The following is a 26,881-nucleotide window of genomic DNA, read 5'->3' as shown; positions in this document are numbered from 1 at the left end:
TTATTACGCGTACCGGTTTATAAGCAATCAACTATTACTGAGTTGTTAATTTAAGGACTCACTTGCTCAAAGAGCATTCAAGTTGATTTTTATATGATTGATACCGGTTGTACTCATTGACACTGGAGGTTTGATTATTATTAGTTTTTTGGTTTTTTTAAAAGCGAATATCAACACTAGGCGTTTCATTATTTAGCAAACGCATTGCCAACGGGCACCGTTCATATTTGCTTTTAATATAGATTGTGATTGGTAAACTCACAGTCATACACGTTCTTTACTACTTAAAAAAATTATTCAAAAGCGAGCTATCGTAATGGCTCGCTTTTTTTATATTTGCCTTTCCTTATACTAATCATGCTAACTAACTTATCTATTTTACTTGTTAAAATTACATCGAATAACTCAGTTCTTTTCCTGCGTAAAATTTAGAAAACATTATTTAATGTAATTGTTATTACAGCACCATCAAAATGAATATTCTTCACTTTTTATCTGTGTAATTGACCTTTATCAGCAAACAACTATCAAAAAATTCATAATTTATAACAGAATATTTCAAGATAGAAATGCCTTTAAAAGATTATGAGCTCAACTTCTATGCTATTATTTTCACTCATTTTTTATTCAGAATAAAAGAAACAGGGAACTCTATGTCGGTAAGTGATCGTAGTGCGATGATAAAAGCGCAATTAGAAAAACATATTCTTCTGATAGATGGTGGCATGGGCACCATGATCCAGGATCAGAAATTTGAAGAAGCTGATTTTCGCGGCGAACGCTTTAAAGAATGGAGCTGTGACTTAAAAGGTAATAATGATTTATTGGTGATCACACAACCTGAAGTGATTGCTAATATTCATCGTGAGTACTTAGATGCTGGCGCTGATATCCTAGAAACTAATACTTTCAATGCAACGACCATCGCCATGGCAGATTACGATATGCAATCTATCTCTGCTGAAATTAACTATGAAGCTGCGCGTATTGCGCGTCGTGTTGCCGATGAAAAAACCGATGAAACGCCTGACCGTCCACGTTTTGTTGCAGGTGTTTTAGGCCCAACTAACCGTACTTGTTCTATTTCTCCTGATGTGAACGATCCTGCTTTTCGTAACGTTACCTTTGATGAGTTAGTCACAGCTTACATCGAATCTACCAAAGCATTGATTAAAGGCGGAAGTGATTTAATCCTGATTGAAACTATCTTTGATACGTTAAACGCCAAAGCTGCCGTTTTTGCGGTAGAAACCGTATTTGAAGAGCTAGGTTATAAATTGCCAGTGATGATTTCAGGGACTATCACCGATGCATCGGGTCGTACTTTATCGGGCCAAACTACAGAAGCATTTTACAACTCATTACGTCATGCAGAACCATTAACCTTTGGTTTGAACTGTGCTTTAGGTCCTGATGAGTTACGTCAATATGTGCAAGAGATGTCACGTATTTCAGAAACGTATGTGTCTGCTCATCCCAATGCCGGTTTACCTAATGCTTTTGGTGAATATGATTTAGAAGCCGATGAAATGGCGACCTATATAAAAGAGTGGGCTGAAAGTGGTTTCCTTAATTTAGTGGGTGGTTGTTGTGGTACTACGCCTGCACATATTAAAGCGATGGCTGATGCCGTTGCTGGCGTTAAACCACGTGAGTTACCTGAAATAGAAGTAGCCTGTCGTTTAAGTGGTTTAGAAGCATTAACAATACGAGCTGATTCTCTTTTCCAAAACGTTGGTGAACGTACTAACGTAACGGGTTCGGCACGTTTTAAACGTTTAATTAAAGATGAGTTATACGATGAAGCCCTTGAGGTTGCATTGCATCAAGTGGAAGCTGGCGCTGATATTATTGATATCAATATGGATGAAGCGATGCTTGATTCATTATTTGCCATGAAACGTTTCTTAAACCTATGTGCCTCTGAACCTGATATTTCGCGCGTGCCGATTATGGTAGATTCTTCTAAATGGGAAATTTTAGAAGAAGGCCTTAAGTGCGTACAAGGTAAAGGTATTGTTAACTCTATCAGTATGAAAGAGGGGATTGATAATTTTATCCATCAAGCCAAACTAATTCGTCGTTACGGTTTTGCTGTGATTGTCATGGCCTTTGATGAAGTTGGTCAGGCTGATACACGTGAACGTAAATATGAAATATGTGAACGTTCATACGATATTTTGGTTAACCAAGTAGGCTTTCCACCTGAAGATATTATCTTTGACCCTAATATTTTTGCCGTTGCAACTGGTATTGAAGAACATAATAACTATGCCGTTGATTTTATTGACGCGGTAAAAGACATTAAAGATAACCTACCACATGCGATGATTTCTGGTGGTGTTTCTAATGTATCTTTCTCCTTCCGTGGTAATAACCCAGTACGTGAAGCGATCCATGCAGTATTCCTGTATTACTGTTTTCAAAATGGTATGGACATGGGGATTGTTAATGCGGCCCAACTAGCCATTTATGACGATATTCCAAAAGAATTAAAAGATGCAGTGGAAGACGTGGTATTAAATCGTAATCCTAACGCCACTGATGCATTACTGGATATTGCTGAAAAATACCGTGGTGATGGTGCAGTAAAAGTCGATGACGGTAAAGCCCTTGAATGGCGAAACCTGCCAGTGAATGAACGTATTGCCCATGCGTTAGTTAAAGGTATCACTGAGTTTATTGAAGAAGATACCGAATTAGCCCGTCAAGCCGTTGATATGCCTATTGAAGTGATTGAAGGGCCTTTAATGGATGGCATGAATATCGTCGGTGATTTATTCGGCGAAGGTAAAATGTTTTTACCACAAGTGGTTAAATCAGCGCGTGTTATGAAACAAGCGGTTGCTTATTTAAACCCATTTATTGAAGCCACTAAAGCGGTTGGAGCAACCAATGGTAAAGTGGTGATGGCGACTGTAAAAGGTGATGTTCATGATATTGGTAAAAACATTGTAGGGGTTATTTTACAATGTAATAACTATGAGATCGTTGACCTGGGTGTAATGGTACCGACTGAAACTATTATTAAAACCGCGATTGCTGAAAAGGCTGATCTAATTGGTTTGTCTGGTCTTATAACACCGTCTTTAGATGAGATGGTATATGTTGCTAAAGAGATGCAACGTCAAGGCCTTAAATTGCCGTTATTGATTGGTGGTGCAACAACCTCTAAAGCACATACTGCGGTTAAAATAGAACAAAATTACGATGAACCGGTCGTTTATGTCTCTAATGCTTCTCGTGCTGTAGGTGTTTGTCAAAAGCTATTAAGTCCAAAAAATAAACCTGAGTTTGTTGAAAAGTTAAATCAAGATTATCAACGTGTACGAGAACAACATGCGAATAAGCGTCCTCGCAGTGCACCCATTGGATTGGCACAAGCGCGTGCTAATGCAGCTAAACTTGATTGGGTTAATTATCAACCTAAAGTGCCTAATCAGTTAGGCGTGCAAGTGATTAAAAATATGTCGATCAATGTCTTACGCGAATATATTGACTGGACTCCATTCTTTATGACTTGGGGATTAGCAGGTAAATACCCGCGTATATTAAAAGATGAGGTTGTTGGTGAAGAGGCAACACGCTTATTTGCTGATGCATTAAAAATGTTAGATACAGTGGAAGCCGCTGGAGAAATCAGTGCATCAGGTATAGTAGGGATTTTCCTGCGAACAGTGTTGGCGACGATATTGAAATCTACAGTGATGAAACACGTTCAACTGTATTGCAAGTGAGTAATCAATTACGTCAACAAACAGAGAAAAAAGCACCGTTTGTTAACCATTCATTAGCGGATTATGTTGCTCCTAAATCAACGGGTGTGGCTGATTATATTGCAGCCTTTGCGGTAACAGGCGGGATTGGTGAGCGAGAAGTCGCAGATCGTTATAAAGCTGAAAATGATGACTATAATGCCATCTTAGTGCAAGCTGTATGTGATCGTTTAGCAGAAGCTTTTGCTGAGTATCTACACCAAAAAACGCGTAAAGAGTATTGGGGCTTTGCCGCAGATGAAACACTAGATAATGACGATTTAATTCGTGAAAAATATCAAGGTATTCGTCCAGCTCTCGGTTACCCTGCTTGTCCTGAACATAGTGAAAAAGCAGTTATTTGGGATTTGATGAATGTAGAACAAAAGATTGGTATGCAGTTAACATCAAGTTATGCCATGTATCCAGGTGCCGCAGTATCGGGCTGGATTTTCTCTCATCCTGGAAGTCGTTACTTTGCTATTGCTGGTATTCAGCAAGACCAAGTAGAAGATTATGCGCAACGTAAAGGTTGGGATATGCAAACAGCAGAGCGATGGTTAGGACCTAACATCAATTAATAATATGTGATTTAATTCAGAAAAATGGCCTTTGGGTCATTTTTTTGTATTAAAAAATGACTCTAGGAACTAGTCACCTTTCTAAATTTATAATGCTAATTACAACAGTAATATACTTACTTATTGTTGTAATTATGTCTATTTTTTGTCAATTTACTTCACTTTCTATATCACACCAATTAGCTCTGCTTATTGTTGTCTGATGTTGTTAATCAATATATATGAGCGTTTTTGTGTTTAAGTTAAAGATTAACGAATAATCAAATTTACTATTGAAGTATATTTGACTATTGTTATTACTTTAGTGGTGTAAATTTAAAATTTGATTATTGATCCTATTCCTCGGTATGCCGTACATAATCATTAAAGTTTAAAGTGGGAAAATCATAATGGACGAACAAAATAAATCAGTTAATGAAACCGATATTGAGTCAGCTACGGAACAGTCAACTCAAACGGAAGGAAAACTAAACCAATCAGTAGAGGTACTTGATCCACAGTTACCTGAGTTGACAGAAAGTGAACCCTTAGAAGCTGATCTAGAAAATGATGTAACTACTAGTGAAAGTGAAGAGAATATTGAAATTGATATCAATGATCTTGAAACAATACTTGCGCTAGGTGAAGAAGTATTAGATTTAGATGTTGAAACTGCTGCGGGTGAAGAATCTGCTGGCGGTTTTACACTCGTCGATTTTGATCGATACGCCGAAGAGACTATAGCGACGACTGACTTTGAAACTGCAGGTTTTAATGATGATGTAGAGTCGACAATCTTTACCGATGAAAACGCAAATGCGACAGCAATTAACACACCTCCTACTTTAACAGTAACTAGTGTTAATGACTTCACTGAAGATGATGGAAGTGCCGTTACAGGAGCGACCGTTGCTACCTTTGAAACAACTGATGAAGATGGTGACGAGGTAACAGTAGTTTTAAGTGATACTGTTAATTATGAAATTGTGGGTGATACCATTGTATTAACTGAAGCTGGTGCAGCATTAGTTAATAGTGGTGAAGATTTACCTGCATATACTTTAACTCCGACTGATGGTGTAACAGATGGCGAAGCTGTATCTGTTGAGCCAAGTGTAACCGCTGTAAACGATGCTCCTAGTTTAACAATCACAAGTTCAAATGACTTTACCGAAGATGATAGTAGTGTTGTTGAAGGGGCAGTGGTTTCTACATTTGAAACCAGTGATGAAGAAGGCGATACGGTAACAGTGACCTTAAGTGACACTGTTAATTATGAAATTGTTGGTAATACGGTTGTATTGACTGAAGCAGGCGCAGCACTAATTAATAGTGGTGAAGACTTACCCGCTTATACATTAATTCCAAGTGACGGTGTAACAGATGGCGAAGCCGTTAGTGATGACCCTAATGTCACAACTGTTAACGATATTCCTACTCTTACTGTTACAAGCTCAAATGACTTTACCGAAGATGATGGCAGTGCCGTTGAAGGAGCTGTTGTTGCTACGTTCGACACTTTTGATGAAGACGGTGATGATGTCACTGTTACATTAAGCGACACAGTTAATTACGAGATTGTGGATGGCACAGTTGTACTTACAGAAGCGGGTGCCGCACTGGTTAACAGCGGTCAAGAGCTACCTGCCTTCACATTAATTCCAAGTGACGATAGCACAAATGGTGAAGCCGTTTCAGTTGAGCCTAGTGTTACCACGGCAAATGATGCACCAGAGCTAATCATTACTAGTAACAATGACTTTACCGAAGATGATGGCAGTGCCGTTGAAGGTGCTGTGGTTGCTACGTTCGAAACCTCTGATGAAGAAGGTGATGACGTTACTGTTACGTTGAGTGACACAGTCAATTATGAGATTGTGGATGGCACAGTTGTGCTCACAGAAGCGGGCGTAGCACTGGTTAACAGCGGCGAAGATCTCACCTGCTTTTACATTAATTCCAAGTGACGATAGTACAGACGGTGAAGCCGTTTCAGTTGAGCCTGGTGTTACCACGGCAAATGATGCCCCAGAGCTAACCATTACTAGTAACAACGACTTTACTGAAGATGATGGCAGTGCTGCTGAAGGCGCTGTGGTTGCTACGTTCGAAACCTCTGATGAAGAAGGTGATGACGTTACTGTTACGTTAAGTGACACAGTCAATTACGAGATTGTGGATGGTACAGTTGTGCTTACAGAAGCGGGCGCAGCACTGGTTAACAGCGGTCAAGAGCTACCTGCTTTTACATTAATTCCAAGTGACGACAGCACAGATGGTAAAGCCGTTTCAGTTGAGCCTAGTGTTACTACTTCTAATGATGCGCCTGAAATTACTAATCTCGTCATCAATGATTTTGTTGAAGATAATGGCAGTGCCGTTGAAGGCGCTGTGGTTGCTACGTTCGAAACCTCTGATGAAGAAGGTGATGACGTTACTGTTACGTTAAGTGACACAGTCAATTATGAGATTGTGGATGGCACAGTTGTGCTCACAGAAGCGGGCGCAGCACTGGTTAACAGCGGTCAAGAGCTACCTGCCTTCACATTAATTCCAAGTGACGATAGCACAAATGGTGAAGCCGTTTCAGTTGAGCCTAGTGTTACCACTTCTAATGATGCGCCTGAAATTACTAATCTCGTCATCAATGATTTTGTTGAAGATAATGGCAGTGCCGTTGAAGGCGCTGTGGTTGCTACGTTCGAAACCTCTGATGAAGAAGGTGATGACGTTACTGTTACGTTAAGTGACACAGTCAATTACGAGATTGTGGATGGCACGGTTGTGTTAACCCAAGCGGGTGCTGACCTAGTAAATAGCGGTCAAGAGCTACCAGCATTTACACTGATTCCAAATGATGGCACCACCGATGGAGAAACAGTTTCTGTTGACCCAAGTGTTGAGACTGTTAATGATGCCCCAGAAATTATCAACCTAGTGAGCAACGACTTTACCGAAGATGACGGGAGTGCCGTTGAAGGCGCGACTGTTGCTACCTTCGAGACCTTCGATGAAGATGGTGATGAGGTCACCGTGACCTTAAGCGATACGGTGAACTACGCATTGGTTGATGGCTCGGTTGTGTTAACCCAAGCGGGTGCTGACCTAGTGAACAGCGGTCAGGGTTTGCCTGTATTTACCTTGACTCCAAATGATGGCTCCGAGGTCTTAACCAAAGCTGGTGGCGCAGTTAGAGTAGGTCCAAGTGTCACTACAGTAAACGATGCCCCTGAAATCATTAACCTGATAAGCAATGACTTTACCGAAGATGATGGCAGTGCCGTTGAAGGCGCAGAGGTAGCAAGCTTCGACACCTTCGATGAAGATGGTGATGAGGTGACAGTCACCTTAAGCGATACGGTGAACTACGCATTGGTTGATGGCACGGTGGTATTAACCCAAGCCGGTGCTGACCTAGTGAACAGTGGACAAGAGCTACCTGCCTTCACCTTGGTTCCAAACGATGGCTCCACTGATGGCGAAACAGTTTCTGTTGACCCAAGTGTTGAGACTGTTAATGACGCCCCTGAAATCATTAACCTAGTGAGCAACGACTTTACCGAAGATGATGGCAGTGCCGTTGAAGGCGCGACAGTTGCTACCTTCGAGACCTTCGATGAAGATGGCGATGAGGTCACCGTGACCTTAAGCGATACGGTGAACTACGCATTGGTTGATGGCACGGTTGTATTAACCCAAGCCGGTGCAGACCTAGTGAACAGTGGACAAGAGCTACCAGCATTTACATTGGTTCCAAACGATGGCACGGTAGATGGTGAGACGGTGAGCGTTGATCCAAGTGTTGAGACTGTTAACGATGCCCCTGAAATCATTAACCTAGTGAGCAACGACTTTACCGAAGATGACGGCAGTGCCGTTGAAGGCGCGACTGTTGCAACCTTCGAGACCTTCGATGAAGATGGCGATGAGGTGACGGTCACCTTAAGCGATACCGCTAACTATGCATTGGTTGATGGCACGGTTGTGCTCACACAAGCAGGTGCTGACTTGGTCAACAGCGGTCAAGAATTACCTGCATTTACACTTATTCCAAACGATGGCAACACTGATGGTGATACCGTAACGGTTGATCCAAGTGTTGAGACTGTTAACGATGCCCCTGAAATTATTAACCTAGTGAGCAACGACTTTACCGAAGATGACGGGAGTGCCGTTGAAGGTGCGACCGTTGCTACCTTCGAGACCTTCGATGAAGATGGCGATGAGGTCTCGGTGACCTTAAGCGATACGGTGAACTACGCATTGGTTGATGGCACGGTTGTGTTAACCCAAGCCGGTGCAGACCTAGTGAACAGCGGTCAAGAGCTACCAGCATTTACGCTGATTCCGAATGATGGCACCACTGACGGTGACGCGGTGAGCGTTGATCCAAGTGTCACCACAGTAAACGATGCCCCTAAAATTATTAACCTAGTAAGCAACGACTTCACTGAAGATGACGGCAGTGCCGTTGAAGGCGCGACTGTTGCTACCTTCGAGACCTTCGATGAAGATGGTGATGAGGTGACGGTGACCTTAAGCGACACGGTGAACTATGCATTAGTTGATGGCACGGTTGTGTTAACCCAAGCGGGTGCTGACTTGGTGAACAGTGGACAAGAGTTACCTGCCTTCACCTTGGTTCCAAACGATGGCACGGTAAATGGGGAAACAGTTTCTGTTGATCCAAGTGTTGAGACTGTTAATGATGCTCCTGAAATCATTAACCTAGTCAGCAATGACTTTACCGAAGATGACGGCAGTGCCGTTGAAGGCGCGACCGTTGCTACCTTCGCCACCTTCGATGAAGATGGCGATGAGGTGACGGTGACCTTAAGCGACACGGTGAACTATGCATTAGTTGATGGCACGGTTGTGTTAACCCAAGCGGGTGCTGACTTGGTGAACAGTGGACAAGAGTTACCTGCCTTCACCTTGGTTCCAAATGATGGCACGGTAGATGGTGACGCGGTAACGGTTGATCCAAGTGTTGAGACTGTTAACGATGTCCCTGAAATCATTACCCTAGTCAGCAACGACTTTACCGAAGATGATGGCAGTGCCGTTGAAGGCGCGACTGTTGCTACCTTCGAGACCTTCGATGAAGATGGCGATGAGGTGACGGTGACCTTAAGCGACACGGTGAACTATGCATTAGTTGATGGCACGGTGGTGTTAACCCAAGCGGGTGCTGATCTAGTGAACAGTGGTCAAGAGTTACCTGCGTTTACACTGATCCCGAATGATGGTAGCACTGATGGTGAGACGGTGATCGTTGATCCAAGTGTTGAGACTGTTAACGACGCCCCTGAAATTATTAACCTAGTGAGCAACGACTTTATCGAAGATGATGGCAGTGCCGTTGAAGGCGCGACAGTTGCAACCTTCGAAACCTTCGATGAAGATGGCGATGATGTGACGGTGACCTTAAGCGATACCGTGAACTATGCATTAGTTGATGGCACGGTTGTGCTCACACAAGCGGGTGCCGACCTAGTGAACAGCGGTCAAGAGTTACCAGCATTTACATTGATTCCAAACGATGGCTCCACTGATGGTGAGACGGTGATCGTTGATCCAAGTGTCACCACAGCAAACGATGCCCCTGAAATTATTAACCTAGTGAGCAACGACTTTACCGAAGATGACGGCAGTGCCGTTGAAGGCGCGACTGTTGCAACCTTCGACACCTTCGATGAAGATGGCGATGAGGTGACGGCGACCTTAAGCGATACGGTGAACTACGCATTAGTTGATGGCACTGTGGTATTAACCCAAGCCGGTGCAGACTTGGTGAACAGTGGACAAGATCTACCAGCATTTACACTGATCCCAAATGATGGCAACACTGATGGCGATACCGTAACGGTTGATCCAAGTGTTGAGACTGTTAACGACGCCCCTGAAATTATTAACCTAGTCAGCAACGACTTCACCGAAGATGACGGCAGTGCCGTTGAAGGCGCGACTGTTGCTACCTTCGAGACCTTCGATGAAGATGGCGATGAGGTCTCGGTGACCTTAAGCGATACGGTGAACTACGCATTGGTTGATGGCACGGTTGTGTTAACCCAAGCCGGTGCAGACCTAGTGAACAGCGGTCAAGAGCTACCAGCATTTACGCTGATTCCGAATGATGGCACCACTGACGGTGAAGCGGTGAGCGTTGATCCAAGTGTCACCACAGTAAACGATGCCCCTGAAATTATTAACCTAGTAAGCAACGACTTCACTGAAGATGACGGCAGTGCCGTTGAAGGCGCGACTGTTGCTACCTTCGAGACCTTCGATGAAGATGGTGATGAGGTGACGGTGACCTTAAGCGACACGGTGAACTATGCATTAGTTGATGGCACGGTTGTGTTAACCCAAGCGGGTGCTGACTTGGTGAACAGTGGACAAGAGTTACCTGCCTTCACCTTGGTTCCAAACGATGGCACGGTAAATGGGGAAACAGTTTCTGTTGACCCAAGTGTTGAGACTGTTAACGATGCCCCTGAAATTATCAACCTAGTGAGCAACGACTTTACCGAAGATGATGGTAGTGCCGTTGAAGGCGCGACAGTTGCAACCTTCGACACCTTCGATGAAGATGGCGATGAGGTGACGGTCACCTTAAGCGATACGGTGAACTATGCATTAGTTGATGGCACGGTGGTGTTAACCCAAGCCGGTGCTGATCTAGTGAACAGTGGACAAGAGCTACCAGCATTTACATTGGTTCCAAACGATGGCACCACTGACGGTGAGACGGTAAGCGTTGATCCAAGTGTCACTACAGTAAACGATGCCCCTGAAATCATTAACCTAGTCAGCAATGACTTTACCGAAGATGACGGCAGTGCCGTTGAAGGCGCGACTGTTGCTACCTTCGAGACCTTCGATGAAGATGGCGATGAGGTGACGGTCACCTTAAGCGATACGGTGAACTATGCATTAGTTGATGGCACGGTGGTGTTAACCCAAGCCGGTGCTGACCTAGTGAACAGTGGACAAGAGCTACCAGCATTCACCTTGATTCCAAACGATGGCACGGTAGATGGTGACGCGGTAAGTGTTGATCCAAGTGTTGAGACTGTTAACGATACCCCTGAAATCATTAACTTAGTGAGCAACGACTTCACTGAAGATGACGGCAGTGCCGTTGAAGGCGCGACTGTTGCGACCTTCGAGACCTTCGATGAAGATGGCGATGATGTGACGGTGACCTTAAGCGACACGGTGAACTATGCATTAGTTGATGGCACGGTGGTGTTAACCCAAGCCGGTGCTGACCTAGTGAACAGTGGACAAGATCTACCAGCATTTACACTGATTCCGAATGATGGCATCACTGACGGTGACACGGTGAGCGTTGATCCAAGTGTTGAGACTGTTAATGATGCTCCTGAAATCATTAACCTAGTCAGCAACGACTTTACCGAAGATGACGGCAGTGCCGTTGAAGGCGCGACCGTTGCGACCTTCGAGACCTTCGATGAAGATGGCGATGAGGTGACGGTCACCTTAAGCGATACCGTGAACTACGCATTGGTTGATGGCACGGTTGTCCTTACACAAGCCGGTGCTGACCTAGTGAACAGCGGTCAAGAGCTACCAGCATTTACACTGATCCCAAATGATGGCAGCACTGATGGTGATACCGTAACGGTTGATCCAAGTGTCACCACAGCAAACGATGCCCCTGAAATCATTAACCTAGTGAGCAACGACTTTACCGAAGATGACGGTAGTGCCGTTGAAGGCGCGACTGTTGCTACCTTCGAGACCTTCGATGAAGATGGCGATGAGGTCTCGGTGACCTTAAGCGATACGGTGAACTATGCATTGGTTGATGGCACGGTTGTGTTAACCCAAGCCGGTGCTGACCTAGTGAACAGCGGTCAGGAATTACCTGCGTTTACACTGATTCCGAATGATGGCACCACTGACGGTGAGACGGTAAGCGTTGATCCAAGTGTCACCACAGTAAACGACGCCCCAGAAATTATTAACCTAGTGAGCAACGACTTTACCGAAGATGACGGGAGTGCCGTTGAAGGTGCGACCGTTGCTACCTTCGAGACCTTCGATGAAGATGGCGATGAGGTCACGGTGACCTTAAGCGATACGGTGAACTACGCATTAGTTGATGGCACGGTTGTGCTCACACAAGCGGGTGCTGACCTAGTGAACAGCGGTCAAGAATTACCTGCATTTACACTGATTCCAAACGATGGCACCACTGACGGTGAGACGGTAAGCGTTGATCCAAGTGTCACCACAGTAAACGATGCCCCTGAAATCATTAACCTAGTGAGCAACGACTTTACCGAAGATGACGGTAGTGCCGTTGAAGGCGCGACTGTTGCTACCTTCGAGACCTTCGATGAAGATGGCGATGAGGTCACCGTGACTTTAAGCGATACGGTGAACTACGCATTAGTTGATGGCACGGTTGTGCTAACCCAAGCCGGTGCTGACCTAGTGAACAGTGGACAAGAGCTACCAGCATTCACCTTGATTCCAAACGATGGCACGGTAGATGGTGACGCGGTAAGTGTTGATCCAAGTGTTGAGACTGTTAACGATACCCCTGAAATCATTAACTTAGTGAGCAACGACTTCACTGAAGATGACGGCAGTGCCGTTGAAGGCGCGACTGTTGCGACCTTCGAGACCTTCGATGAAGATGGCGATGATGTGACGGTGACCTTAAGCGACACGGTGAACTATGCATTAGTTGATGGCACGGTGGTGTTAACCCAAGCCGGTGCTGACCTAGTGAACAGTGGACAAGATCTACCAGCATTTACACTGATTCCGAATGATGGCATCACTGACGGTGACACGGTGAGCGTTGATCCAAGTGTTGAGACTGTTAATGATGCTCCTGAAATCATTAACCTAGTCAGCAATGACTTTACCGAAGATGACGGCAGTGCCGTTGAAGGCGCGACCGTTGCGACCTTCGAGACCTTCGATGAAGATGGCGATGAGGTGACGGTCACCTTAAGCGATACCGTGAACTACGCATTGGTTGATGGCACGGTTGTCCTTACACAAGCCGGTGCTGACCTAGTGAACAGCGGTCAAGAGCTACCAGCATTTACACTGATCCCAAATGATGGCAGCACTGATGGTGATACCGTAACGGTTGATCCAAGTGTCACCACAGCAAACGATGCCCCTGAAATCATTAACCTAGTGAGCAACGACTTTACCGAAGATGACGGTAGTGCCGTTGAAGGCGCGACTGTTGCTACCTTCGAGACCTTCGATGAAGATGGCGATGAGGTCTCGGTGACCTTAAGCGATACGGTGAACTATGCATTGGTTGATGGCACGGTTGTGTTAACCCAAGCCGGTGCTGACCTAGTGAACAGCGGTCAGGAATTACCTGCGTTTACACTGATTCCGAATGATGGCACCACTGACGGTGAGACGGTAAGCGTTGATCCAAGTGTCACCACAGTAAACGACGCCCCAGAAATTATTAACCTAGTGAGCAACGACTTTACCGAAGATGACGGGAGTGCCGTTGAAGGTGCGACCGTTGCTACCTTCGAGACCTTCGATGAAGATGGCGATGAGGTCACGGTGACCTTAAGCGATACGGTGAACTACGCATTAGTTGATGGCACGGTTGTGCTCACACAAGCGGGTGCTGACCTAGTGAACAGCGGTCAAGAATTACCTGCATTTACACTGATTCCAAACGATGGCACCACTGACGGTGAGACGGTGAGCGTTGATCCAAGTGTCACCACAGTAAACGATGCCCCTGAAATCATTAACCTAGTGAGCAACGACTTTACCGAAGATGATGGCAGTGCCGTTGAAGGCGCGACCGTTGCGACCTTCGAGACCTTCGATGAAGATGGCGATGATGTGACGGTGGCCTTAAGCGATACGGTGAACTACGCATTGGTTGATGGCACGGTTGTCCTTACACAAGCCGGTGCTGACTTGGTCAACAGCGGTCAAGAATTACCAGCATTTACACTTATTCCAAACGATGGCACGGTAAATGGCGAAACAGTTTCTGTTGACCCAAGTGTTGAGACTGTTAATGATGCCCCTGAAATTATCAACCTAGTGAGCAACGACTTTACTGAGGATGATGGCAGTGCCGTTGAAGGCGCGACTGTTGCTACCTTCGATACCTTCGATGAAGATGGCGATGAGGTCACGGTCACCTTAAGCGATACGGTGAACTATGCATTGGTTGATGGCACGGTGGTGTTAACCCAAGCGGGTGCCGACTTAGTGAACAGCGGTCAAGAGTTACCAGCATTTACACTGATTCCAAATGATGGCACGGTAGATGGTGACGCGGTAAGCGTTGATCCAAGTGTTGAGACTGTTAACGATGCCCCTGAAATCATTAATCTAGTGAGCAACGACTTTACCGAAGATGACGGCAGTGCCGTTGAAGGCGCGACCGTTGCGACCTTCGAGACCTTCGATGAAGATGGCGATGATGTGACGGTGGCCTTAAGCGATACGGTGAACTACGCATTGGTTGATGGCACGGTTGTCCTTACACAAGCCGGTGCTGACTTGGTCAACAGCGGTCAAGAATTACCAGCATTTACACTTATTCCAAACGATGGCACGGTAAATGGCGAAACAGTTTCTGTTGACCCAAGTGTTGAGACTGTTAATGATGCCCCTGAAATTATTAACCTAGTGAGCAACGACTTTACTGAGGATGATGGCAGTGCCGTTGAAGGCGCGACTGTTGCTACCTTCGATACCTTCGATGAAGATGGCGATGAGGTCACGGTCACCTTAAGCGATACGGTGAACTATGCATTGGTTGATGGCACGGTGGTGTTAACCCAAGCGGGTGCCGACTTAGTGAACAGCGGTCAAGAGTTACCAGCATTTACACTGATTCCAAATGATGGCACCACTGATGGTGATACCGTAACGGTTGATCCAAGTGTTGAGACTGTTAACGATGCCCCTGAAATCATTAACCTAGTGAGCAACGACTTTACCGAAGATGACGGTAGTGCCGTTGAAGGCGCGACTGTTGCTACCTTCGAGACCTTCGATGAAGATGGCGATGAGGTCACCGTGACTTTAAGCGATACGGTGAACTACGCATTAGTTGATGGCACGGTTGTGCTAACCCAAGCCGGTGCTGACCTAGTGAACAGTGGACAAGAGCTACCAGCATTCACCTTGATTCCAAACGATGGCACGGTAGATGGTGACGCGGTAAGTGTTGATCCAAGTGTTGAGACTGTTAACGATACCCCTGAAATCATTAACTTAGTGAGCAACGACTTCACTGAAGATGACGGCAGTGCCGTTGAAGGCGCGACTGTTGCGACCTTCGAGACCTTCGATGAAGATGGCGATGATGTGACGGTGACCTTAAGCGACACGGTGAACTATGCATTAGTTGATGGCACGGTGGTGTTAACCCAAGCCGGTGCTGACCTAGTGAACAGTGGACAAGATCTACCAGCATTTACACTGATTCCGAATGATGGCATCACTGACGGTGACACGGTGAGCGTTGATCCAAGTGTTGAGACTGTTAATGATGCTCCTGAAATCATTAACCTAGTGAGCAACGACTTTACCGAAGATGATGGTAGTGCCGTTGAAGGCGCGACTGTTGCTACCTTCGAGACCTTCGATGAAGATGGCGATGAGGTGACGGTCACCTTAAGCGATACCGTGAACTATGCATTAGTTGATGGCACGGTTGTCCTTACACAAGCCGGTGCTGACCTAGTGAACAGCGGTCAAGAATTACCTGCATTTACACTTATTCCAAACGATGGCACGGTAAATGGCGAAACAGTTTCTGTTGACCCAAGTGTTGAGACTGTTAATGACGCCCCTGAAATCATTAACTTAGCGAGCAATGACTTTACCGAAGATGATGGTAGTGCCGTTGAAGGCGCGACTGTTGCTACCTTCGAGACCTTCGATGAAGATGGCGATGAGGTCTCGGTGACCTTAAGCGATACGGTGAACTACGCATTGGTTGATGGCACGGTTGTGTTAACCCAAGCGGGTGCCGACTTAGTGAACAGCGGTCAAGAGTTACCAGCATTTACACTGATTCCAAATGATGGCGCCACTGATGGTGATACCGTAACGGTTGATCCAAGTGTTGAGACTGTTAATGACGCCCCTGAAATAATTAACTTAGTGAGCAACGACTTTACCGAAGATGACGGCAGTGCCGTTGAAGGTGCGACCGTTGCTACCTTCGAGACCTTCGATGAAGATGGCGATGATGTGACGGTGACCTTAAGCGATACGGTGAACTATGCATTGGTTGATGGCACGGTGGTGTTAACCCAGTGCCGGTGCTGACTTGGTCAACAGCGGTCAAGAGCTGCCTGCCTTCACCTTGGTTCCAAATGATGGCACCACTGATGGCGAAACAGTTTCTGTTGACCCAAGTGTTGAGACTGTTAACGACGCCCCTGAAATCATTAACCTAGTGAGCAACGACTTTACCGAAGATGATGGCAGTGCCGTTGAAGGCGCGACAGTTGCTACCTTCGAGACCTTCGATGAAGATGGCGATGAGGTCACCGTGACTTTAAGCGATACGGTGAACTACGCATTAGTTGATGGCACGGTTGTGCTAACCCAAGCGGGTGCTGACCTAGTGAACAGTGGACAAGAGCTACCAGCATTCACCTTGACTCCAAACGATGGCACGGTAGATGGTGACGCGGTAAGCGTTGATCCAAGTGTTGAGACTGTTAACGATACCCCTGAAATTATTAACCTAGTCAGCAACGACTTTACTGAAGATGATGGCAGTGCCGCTGAAGGCGCAGAGGTAGCAAGCTTCGATACCTTCGATGAAGATGGCGATGAGGTGACGGTGACCTTAAGCGATACGGTGAACTATGCATTGGTTGATGGCACAGTGGTGTTAACCCAAGCCGGTGCTGACCTAGTCAACAGTGGACAAGAGCTACCAGCATTTACACTGATTCCAAACGATGGCACCACTGATGGTGATACCGTAACGGTTGATCCAAGTGTTGAGACTGTTAACGATGCCCCAGAAATTATTAACCTAGTGAGCAACGACTTCATCGAAGATGATGGCAGTGCGGTGGCAGGCGCTGAAGTCGCGACCTTCGAGACTTTCGATGAAGATGGCGATGATGTGACGGTGACCTTAAGCGATACCGTGAACTACGCATTGGTTGATGGTGCGGTCGTCCTTACACAAGCGGGTGCTGACTTGGTCAACAGCGGTCAAGAGTTACCAGCATTTACATTGATTCCAAACGATGGCTCCACTGATGGTGAAACAGTTTCTGTTGATCCAAGTGTCACCACAGTAAACGATGCCCCTGAAATCATTAACCTAGTGAGCAACGACTTTACCGAAGATGACGGTAGTGCCGTTGAAGGCGCGACTGTTGCTACCTTCGAGACCTTCGATGAAGATGGCGATGAGGTCACCGTGACTTTAAGCGATACGGTGAACTACGCATTAGTTGATGGCACGGTTGTGCTAACCCAAGCCGGTGCTGACCTAGTGAACAGTGGACAAGAGCTACCAGCATTCACCTTGATTCCAAACGATGGCACGGTAGATGGTGACGCGGTAAGTGTTGATCCAAGTGTTGAGACTGTTAACGATACCCCTGAAATCATTAACCTAGTGAGCAACGACTTTACCGAAGATGATGGTAGTGCCGTTGAAGGCGCGACTGTTGCTACCTTCGAGACCTTCGATGAAGATGGTGATGAGGTCACCGTGACCTTAAGCGATACGGTGAACTACGCATTGGTTGATGGCACGGTGGTGTTAACCCAAGTGGGTGCCGAGCTAGTGAACAGTGGACAAGAGCTACCAGCATTTACATTGGTTCCAAACGATGGCACCACTGACGGTGAGACGGTAAGCGTTGATCCAAGTGTCACCACAGTAAACGACGCCCCTGAAATCATTAACCTAGTGAGCAACGACTTTACCGAAGATGACGGTAGTGCCGTTGAAGGCGCGACTGTTGCGACCTTCGAGACCTTCGATGAAGATGGCGATGATGTGACGGTGACCTTAAGCGACACGGTGAACTATGCATTAGTTGATGGCACGGTGGTGTTAACCCAAGCCGGTGCTGACCTAGTGAACAGTGGACAAGATCTACCAGCATTTACACTGATTCCGAATGATGGCATCACTGACGGTGACACGGTGAGCGTTGATCCAAGTGTTGAGACTGTTAATGATGCTCCTGAAATCATTAACCTAGTCAGCAATGACTTTACCGAAGATGACGGCAGTGCCGTTGAAGGCGCGACTGTTGCTACCTTCGAGACCTTCGATGAAGATGGCGATGAGGTGACGGTCACCTTAAGCGATACCGTGAACTATGCATTAGTTGATGGCACGGTTGTCCTTACACAAGCCGGTGCTGACCTAGTGAACAGCGGTCAAGAATTACCTGCATTTACACTTATTCCAAACGATGGCACGGTAAATGGCGAAACAGTTTCTGTTGACCCAAGTGTTGAGACTGTTAATGACGCCCCTGAAATCATTAACTTAGCGAGCAATGACTTTACCGAAGATGATGGTAGTGCCGTTGAAGGCGCGACTGTTGCTACCTTCGAGACCTTCGATGAAGATGGCGATGAGGTCTCGGTGACCTTAAGCGATACGGTGAACTACGCATTGGTTGATGGCACGGTTGTGTTAACCCAAGCGGGTGCCGACTTAGTGAACAGCGGTCAAGAGTTACCAGCATTTACACTGATTCCAAATGATGGCGCCACTGATGGTGATACCGTAACGGTTGATCCAAGTGTTGAGACTGTTAATGACGCCCCTGAAATAATTAACTTAGTGAGCAACGACTTTACCGAAGATGACGGCAGTGCCGTTGAAGGTGCGACCGTTGCTACCTTCGAGACCTTCGATGAAGATGGCGATGATGTGACGGTGACCTTAAGCGATACGGTGAACTATGCATTGGTTGATGGCACGGTGGTGTTAACCCAGGCCGGTGCTGACTTGGTCAACAGCGGTCAAGAGCTGCCTGCCTTCACCTTGGTTCCAAATGATGGCACCACTGATGGCGAAACAGTTTCTGTTGACCCAAGTGTTGAGACTGTTAACGACGCCCCTGAAATCATTAACCTAGTGAGCAACGACTTTACCGAAGATGATGGCAGTGCCGTTGAAGGCGCGACAGTTGCTACCTTCGAGACCTTCGATGAAGATGGCGATGAGGTCACCGTGACTTTAAGCGATACGGTGAACTACGCATTAGTTGATGGCACGGTTGTGCTAACCCAAGCGGGTGCTGACCTAGTGAACAGTGGACAAGAGCTACCAGCATTCACCTTGACTCCAAACGATGGCACGGTAGATGGTGACGCGGTAAGCGTTGATCCAAGTGTTGAGACTGTTAACGATACCCCTGAAATTATTAACCTAGTCAGCAACGACTTTACTGAAGATGATGGCAGTGCCGCTGAAGGCGCAGAGGTAGCAAGCTTCGATACCTTCGATGAAGATGGCGATGAGGTGACGGTGACCTTAAGCGATACCGTGAACTATGCATTAGTTGATGGCACAGTGGTGTTAACCCAAGCCGGTGCTGACCTAGTCAACAGTGGACAAGAGCTACCAGCATTTACACTGATTCCAAACGATGGCACCACTGATGGTGATACCGTAACGGTTGATCCAAGTGTTGAGACTGTTAACGATGCCCCAGAAATTATTAACCTAGTGAGCAACGACTTCATCGAAGATGATGGCAGTGCGGTGGCAGGCGCTGAAGTCGCGACCTTCGAGACTTTCGATGAAGATGGCGATGATGTGACGGTGACCTTAAGCGATACCGTGAACTACGCATTGGTTGATGGTGCGGTCGTCCTTACACAAGCGGGTGCTGACTTGGTCAACAGCGGTCAAGAGTTACCAGCATTTACATTGATTCCAAACGATGGCTCCACTGATGGTGAAACAGTTTCTGTTGATCCAAGTGTCACCACAGTAAACGATGCCCCTGAAATCATTAACCTAGTGAGCAACGACTTTACCGAAGATGACGGTAGTGCCGTTGAAGGCGCGACTGTTGCTACCTTCGAGACCTTCGATGAAGATGGCGATGAGGTCACCGTGACTTTAAGCGATACGGTGAACTACGCATTAGTTGATGGCACGGTTGTGCTAACCCAAGCCGGTGCTGACCTAGTGAACAGTGGACAAGAGCTACCAGCATTCACCTTGATTCCAAACGATGGCACGGTAGATGGTGACGCGGTAAGTGTTGATCCAAGTGTTGAGACTGTTAACGATACCCCTGAAATCATTAACCTAGTGAGCAACGACTTTACCGAAGATGATGGTAGTGCCGTTGAAGGCGCGACTGTTGCTACCTTCGAGACCTTCGATGAAGATGGTGATGAGGTCACCGTGACCTTAAGCGATACGGTGAACTACGCATTGGTTGATGGCACGGTGGTGTTAACCCAAGTGGGTGCCGAGCTAGTGAACAGTGGACAAGAGCTACCAGCATTTACATTGGTTCCAAACGATGGCACCACTGACGGTGAGACGGTAAGCGTTGATCCAAGTGTCACCACAGTAAACGATGCCCCTGAAATCATTAACCTAGTGAGCAACGACTTTACCGAAGATGACGGTAGTGCCGTTGAAGGCGCGACTGTTGCTACCTTCGAGACCTTCGATGAAGATGGCGATGATGTGACGGTGACCTTAAGCGACACGGTGAACTATGCATTAGTTGATGGCACGGTGGTGTTAACCCAAGCCGGTGCTGACCTAGTGAACAGTGGACAAGATCTACCAGCATTTACACTGATTCCGAATGATGGCATCACTGACGGTGACACGGTGAGCGTTGATCCAAGTGTTGAGACTGTTAATGATGCTCCTGAAATCATTAACCTAGTCAGCAATGACTTTACCGAAGATGACGGCAGTGCCGTTGAAGGCGCGACCGTTGCGACCTTCGAGACCTTCGATGAAGATGGCGACGATGTGACGGTCACCTTAAGCGATACCGTGAACTACGCATTGGTTGATGGCACGGTTGTCCTTACACAAGCCGGTGCTGACCTAGTGAACAGCGGTCAAGAATTACCTGCATTTACACTTATTCCAAACGATGGCACGGTAGATGGCGAAACAGTTTCTGTTGACCCAAGTGTTGAGACTGTTAACGACGCCCCTGAAATCATTAACCTAGTGAGCAACGACTTTACCGAAGATGATGGCAGTGCCGTTGAAGGCGCGACCGTTGCTACCTTCGAGACCTTCGATGAAGATGGTGATGATGTGACGGTCACCTTAAGCGATACGGTGAACTATGCATTGGTTGATGGCACGGTGGTGTTAACCCAAGCCGGTGCTGACCTAGTGAACAGCGGACAAGAGTTACCAGCATTTACACTGATTCCGAATGATGGCACCACTGATGGTGACGCGGTGAGCGTTGATCCAAGTGTTGAGACTGTTAATGATGCCCCTGAAATCATTAACTTAGTGAGCAACGACTTTACTGAAGATGACGGCAGTGCCGTTGAAGGCGCGACCGTTGCGACCTTCGAGACCTTCGATGAAGATGGCGACGATGTGACGGTCACCTTAAGCGATACCGTGAACTACGCATTGGTTGATGGCACGGTTGTCCTTACACAAGCCGGTGCTGACCTAGTGAACAGCGGTCAAGAGCTACCAGCATTTACACTGATCCCAAATGATGGCAGCACTGATGGTGATACCGTAACGGTTGATCCAAGTGTTGAGACTGTTAATGATGCCCCTGAAATCATTAACCTAGTCAGCAACGACTTTACTGAAGATGATGGCAGTGCCGCTGAAGGCGCAGAGGTAGCAAGCTTCGATACCTTCGATGAAGATGGCGATGAGGTGACGGTGACCTTAAGCGATACCGTGAACTATGCATTAGTTGATGGCACAGTGGTGTTAACCCAAGCCGGTGCTGACCTAGTGAACAGTGGTCAAGAATTACCTGCATTTACACTTATTCCAAACGATGGCACGGTAGATGGTGATGCGGTGAGCGTTGATCCAAGTGTCACCACAGTAAACGATGCCCCTGAAATCATTAACTTAGTGAGCAACGACTTCACTGAAGATGACGGCAGTGCCGTTGAAGGCGCGACTGTTGCGACCTTCGAGACCTTCGATGAAGATGGCGATGATGTGACGGTGACCTTAAGCGACACGGTGAACTATGCATTAGTTGATGGCACGGTGGTGTTAACCCAAGCCGGTGCTGACCTAGTGAACAGTGGACAAGATCTACCAGCATTTACACTGATTCCGAATGATGGCATCACTGACGGTGACACGGTGAGCGTTGATCCAAGTGTTGAGACTGTTAATGATGCTCCTGAAATCATTAACCTAGTCAGCAATGACTTTACCGAAGATGACGGCAGTGCCGTTGAAGGCGCGACCGTTGCGACCTTCGAGACCTTCGATGAAGATGGCGACGATGTGACGGTCACCTTAAGCGATACCGTGAACTACGCATTGGTTGATGGCACGGTTGTCCTTACACAAGCCGGTGCTGACCTAGTGAACAGCGGTCAAGAGCTACCAGCATTTACACTGATCCCAAATGATGGCAGCACTGATGGTGATACCGTAACGGTTGATCCAAGTGTTGAGACTGTTAATGATGCCCCTGAAATCATTAACCTAGTCAGCAACGACTTTACTGAAGATGATGGCAGTGCCGCTGAAGGCGCAGAGGTAGCAAGCTTCGATACCTTCGATGAAGATGGCGATGATGTGACGGTCACCTTAAGCGATACGGTGAACTATGCATTAGTTGATGGCACTGTGGTATTAACCCAAGCCGGTGCAGACCTAGTGAACAGCGGTCAAGAGTTACCAGCATTTACATTGATTCCAAACGATGGCACCACTGACGGTGAGACGGTGAGCGTTGATCCAAGTGTTGAGACTGTTAACGACGCGCCAGAAATTATTAACCTAGTCAGCAACGACTTTACTGAAGATGATGGAAGTGCCATTGAAGGCGCGACCGTTGCTACCTTCGAGACCTTCGATGAAGATGGCGATGAGGTGACGGTGACCTTAAGCGATACCGCTAACTATGCATTGGTTGATGGCACGGTGGTGTTAACCCAAGTCGGTGCTGACCTAGTGAACAGTGGTCAAGAGTTACCAGCATTTACATTGATTCCAAACGATGGCACCACTGATGGTGATACCGTAACGGTTGATCCAAGTGTGACAATTGTTGATGATCTGACTATTACTAATTCAGATTCAGATGTTACCGATGAAGACACTGCAGTTACTATTGATGTATTAGCTAATGATACAGATGAAGATAGCGCAGTATCAGCTGTTGCTTCAGTGAGTAATGGTGCTAATGGTACGGTTGTACTGAACGGTGATGGTACAGTGACTTACACACCAAATGCTAACTTTAATGGTACAGATAGTTTTACTTACATAAATGAAGAAGGTACAGAGGAAACGGTTAATGTCACTATTAATAAAGTGGATGACCCTACTGAAATAATTGTGGGAGATGCAGATAGTGATACAGGCCAAGTAACTGAAGATGAAGCGGTTAGTGCAGCGCAAACCTTAACTGATTCAGGCACATTAACCTTCTCAGATGTTGATACTGAAGATAGTGAAAACTTTAATCCTACAGTGGCATTTTCTCCAACAAATGAAGGAGATACAGCGCTAGGTGAAATAACCATTGATGCAGAAGGCAATTGGACCTATGAAGTTGATAACAGTGCAGTTCAATATCTTGGTGAGGGGGAGTCTTTAGTAGAAGTGTACACGGTGACATTAAATGGGGCGACACATGATATTACCGTCACAATTAATGGTGCAGATGATGCAACTACTATTGATCCAGTAGGTAGTGAAGCCGCATTTTCTCGAATTTTTGAAGATGACGACGACGCTACGCCTGGTTTCTTAACAACAAAAGGTGCGTTTGACTTTGGAGACCTTGATGATACCGATAGTGCGAATTTTGAACCTGAAATAAACTTTACAAACTCTACTTCAAGTTTAGGTCAATTAGGTAGTGTTTTATTAGAGGATGATGGTAATTGGAGTTATAGCGTTGATAATTCATTGGTTCAACATCTAGATATCAATGAAACGATAACTGAAACATATACAGTCACCTTAAATGGAACAGAAGAAACCATTACTATCGTTATTATCGGAGCTGAAGATGCAACTGAAATCATCGTTGATAGTAGTGTTGGTGATAGCGCAGAAGGTCAAGTAACAGAAGATGAATCGGTTAGTGGAGAGAAAACTCTTACGGATTCAGGCACCTTAACATTTGTTGATGTTGACACTAATGATAGCGAAAGCTTCGAACCAACAGTTGAATTTATCCCCGCTGAAGAAGGTGATGTCGCATTAGGTGAAATGACGATCAACTCAGATGGTGAATGGGCTTATGAAGTTGATAATAGCGCTGTTCAATATTTAGCCGCAGGTGAAATATTAACTGAAGTGTATACCGTTTCGTTAAATGGTGCCGAGCAAGAGATAACGATAACCATTACCGGTACTGATGATATCTCAGTCATTTCAGGGGATGCTACAGGTGAAGTAACCGAAGATGATGCAGATACCTTGACTACATCGGGCAGTTTATCTTTAACGGATACAGATACTTCAGATACAACTACCTTTAGCGAAGGTGTTATTGAAGGAACTTATGGTGATATTGCTATTGATGAAAACGGTAATTGGACTTATACAGCAGATAATAGCCAAGCTGATATCCAAGATTTAGATGAGGGCGAAACATTAACCGATATCCTTACGGTGAAAACCTCGGATGATAATACCAAAGAGATCGAAATTACTATTAATGGTGTAGATTATGCTCCTACGGCTGTTAATGATACTGAGGCTACCTATGCTACAACAATTCGTCTTGATGAACAGCCAGAGTATGGCACCGTACAAGTTTCTGTTGATGGTGTGTGGGTTGATATGGTTGTCGGTGAAGAGTATGACTCTGATTCAGAGGTACAATTTGTACCTGATACAGAAGCTATCCAGTTAAACTCTGTCGATATTGGCGTTGGTTCATTTGGTGATGATGGTAGCTCGAGTTTTGTGGCTAGTGTTAGTGATTGGGGAACGCTTAATGCAGATGGAACAGAAGTCGTTGCTGTTATTAATAATGCGACAATCACAAGTTCTATCAGCACGACAGATGCAAATGACTCAAAAGTCTTAACTGCTTGGAACGGAAATACTCATGTTGGTAACGGTATTGGTAATGGCGATAGCTCCGGGTTAAGTCAAGGAGAAACACTCGTTATAGATGTTGAAGGTGAAAACATTAATGAAGTGACCTTCACGCTCGATGGATTAGGGGTTTTTGATGAATCGAGCAGTAATGCAACGCAAGTTAGTATTACCGCTTATTTTGAAGATGGAACAACTGAAACTCAATCAGCTTACAGAGAAAGTGGTAGTTATGTAGATACCTATTCGTTTACTACAGATACGCCAGTAGATTACTTTGAGTTAACTACATCAGGGTCTAATGGTACTTATGTAGTGCAAAATATGACGTTATCAAGAACAGTAAGTGATGAAGTTACTTTTACCAGAACGCAAGCTGATGGCAGTGAAACAACCGAAGTACTTGGTCTTGACCTTAACTATGATGATGCAGAAACAAATGTAGATGTAACAGAAGATTTACCTGCTGTAGATACCTCTATTACTGAAGGTGCTATTTTTACTGATGAGAATAATGCCATTGCTATTGATGTATTGGCTAATGATAGCGATAGTGATAATGATGACCTGACCATTACCGAAATCCAAAGCCAAAGTGTTAGTGAAGGTGGTGATGCTGTCGATATTACTGTTGACGGACTTGTGGTAGGTAGCGGTGAGCTAATTAATGGTAAAATAGTATTTACACCAAGTGAAGAGTTAGGTGCAACCTTGGACGAAGGAGACTCGCAAACCTTTGACATTGAGTACACTATTAGCGATGGAGATACTACTGATATTGCCACTGCAACGATACGTGTTGATGGAGTTGATAGTATTCTTGTCGGCACCGATGGCGACGATACCTTAGTTGGCGGGGCTGGTGATGATATGTTAACCGGTGGTTTAGGTAATGACATATTAACTGGCGGTGATGGTACAGATACGTTCATTTGGGAGTTTGATAGCAATGCTAATAATGACACAGATAGCATTACAGATTTCCACCTTAATGGTGAAGATGTGCTTGATTCAAGTGAGTTACTTGTTGATGCAACTAGTGATACGCTTGATTCGTACTTAAACTTCTCTGTTGATACGGATGATGAAGGTGTTACCAATACCACCATTGAAGTTGTTAACGATGAAGTCACACAATATATCGTTTTAGATGATGTTGACTTAGTGACTGAGTACGGCAGTGAGGACACAACTATTATCAATGGCTTAATTGAGGATGGTGCACTAATTGTTTCTGATGATTCTGATGTCTATGCAACAAGTTCAACCTCTGCAGATATGGAAGAAACTATTTAGAATAA

Annotated in this window: 3 protein-coding genes and 1 pseudogene; all 4 read left to right on the top strand. The window is 45.8% G+C overall.

Annotated features, from left to right (window positions below; translation table 11 throughout):
* Positions 1 to 653 precede the first annotated feature (653 nt).
* The 4 genes and pseudogenes from metH (at position 654) to ACLKL2_RS10555 (ending at position 26,876) form a co-directional block, all read left to right on the top strand.
* Positions 654 to 4,336: pseudogene (metH, locus tag ACLKL2_RS10570) on the top strand (methionine synthase).
* 389 nt (positions 4,337 to 4,725) lie between these two features.
* Positions 4,726 to 6,282: a hypothetical protein gene (locus ACLKL2_RS10565; protein WP_413691585.1), complete on the top strand. Its 1,557-nt coding sequence runs from the start codon at positions 4,726 to 4,728 to the stop codon at positions 6,280 to 6,282.
* Positions 6,283 to 6,409: 127 nt separating this feature from the next.
* Positions 6,410 to 16,639, top strand: coding sequence for a hypothetical protein (locus ACLKL2_RS10560; RefSeq protein ID WP_413691583.1), 10,230 nt, complete (start codon positions 6,410 to 6,412; stop codon positions 16,637 to 16,639).
* A 1-nt stretch (position 16,640) separates the two neighbouring features.
* Entirely contained in the window at positions 16,641 to 26,876 is a 10,236-nt protein-coding gene (locus ACLKL2_RS10555) for a beta strand repeat-containing protein (RefSeq protein ID WP_413691581.1), read from the top strand.
* The last annotated feature ends 5 nt before the right edge of the window (positions 26,877 to 26,881 follow it).

Source organism: Psychromonas sp. KJ10-2 (assembly GCF_047323255.1).
Taxonomy (GTDB): domain Bacteria; phylum Pseudomonadota; class Gammaproteobacteria; order Enterobacterales; family Psychromonadaceae; genus Psychromonas.
Note: the sequence above shows the minus strand (reverse complement) of the source record. Positions and strands in the feature narration are given on the sequence as shown.

Excerpts from the sequence above, each read along its gene's own strand:
- ACLKL2_RS10565 (WP_413691585.1), top strand. The coding sequence starts at position 4,726 with ATGGACGAACAAAATAAATCAGTTAATGAAACCGATATTGAGTCAGCT.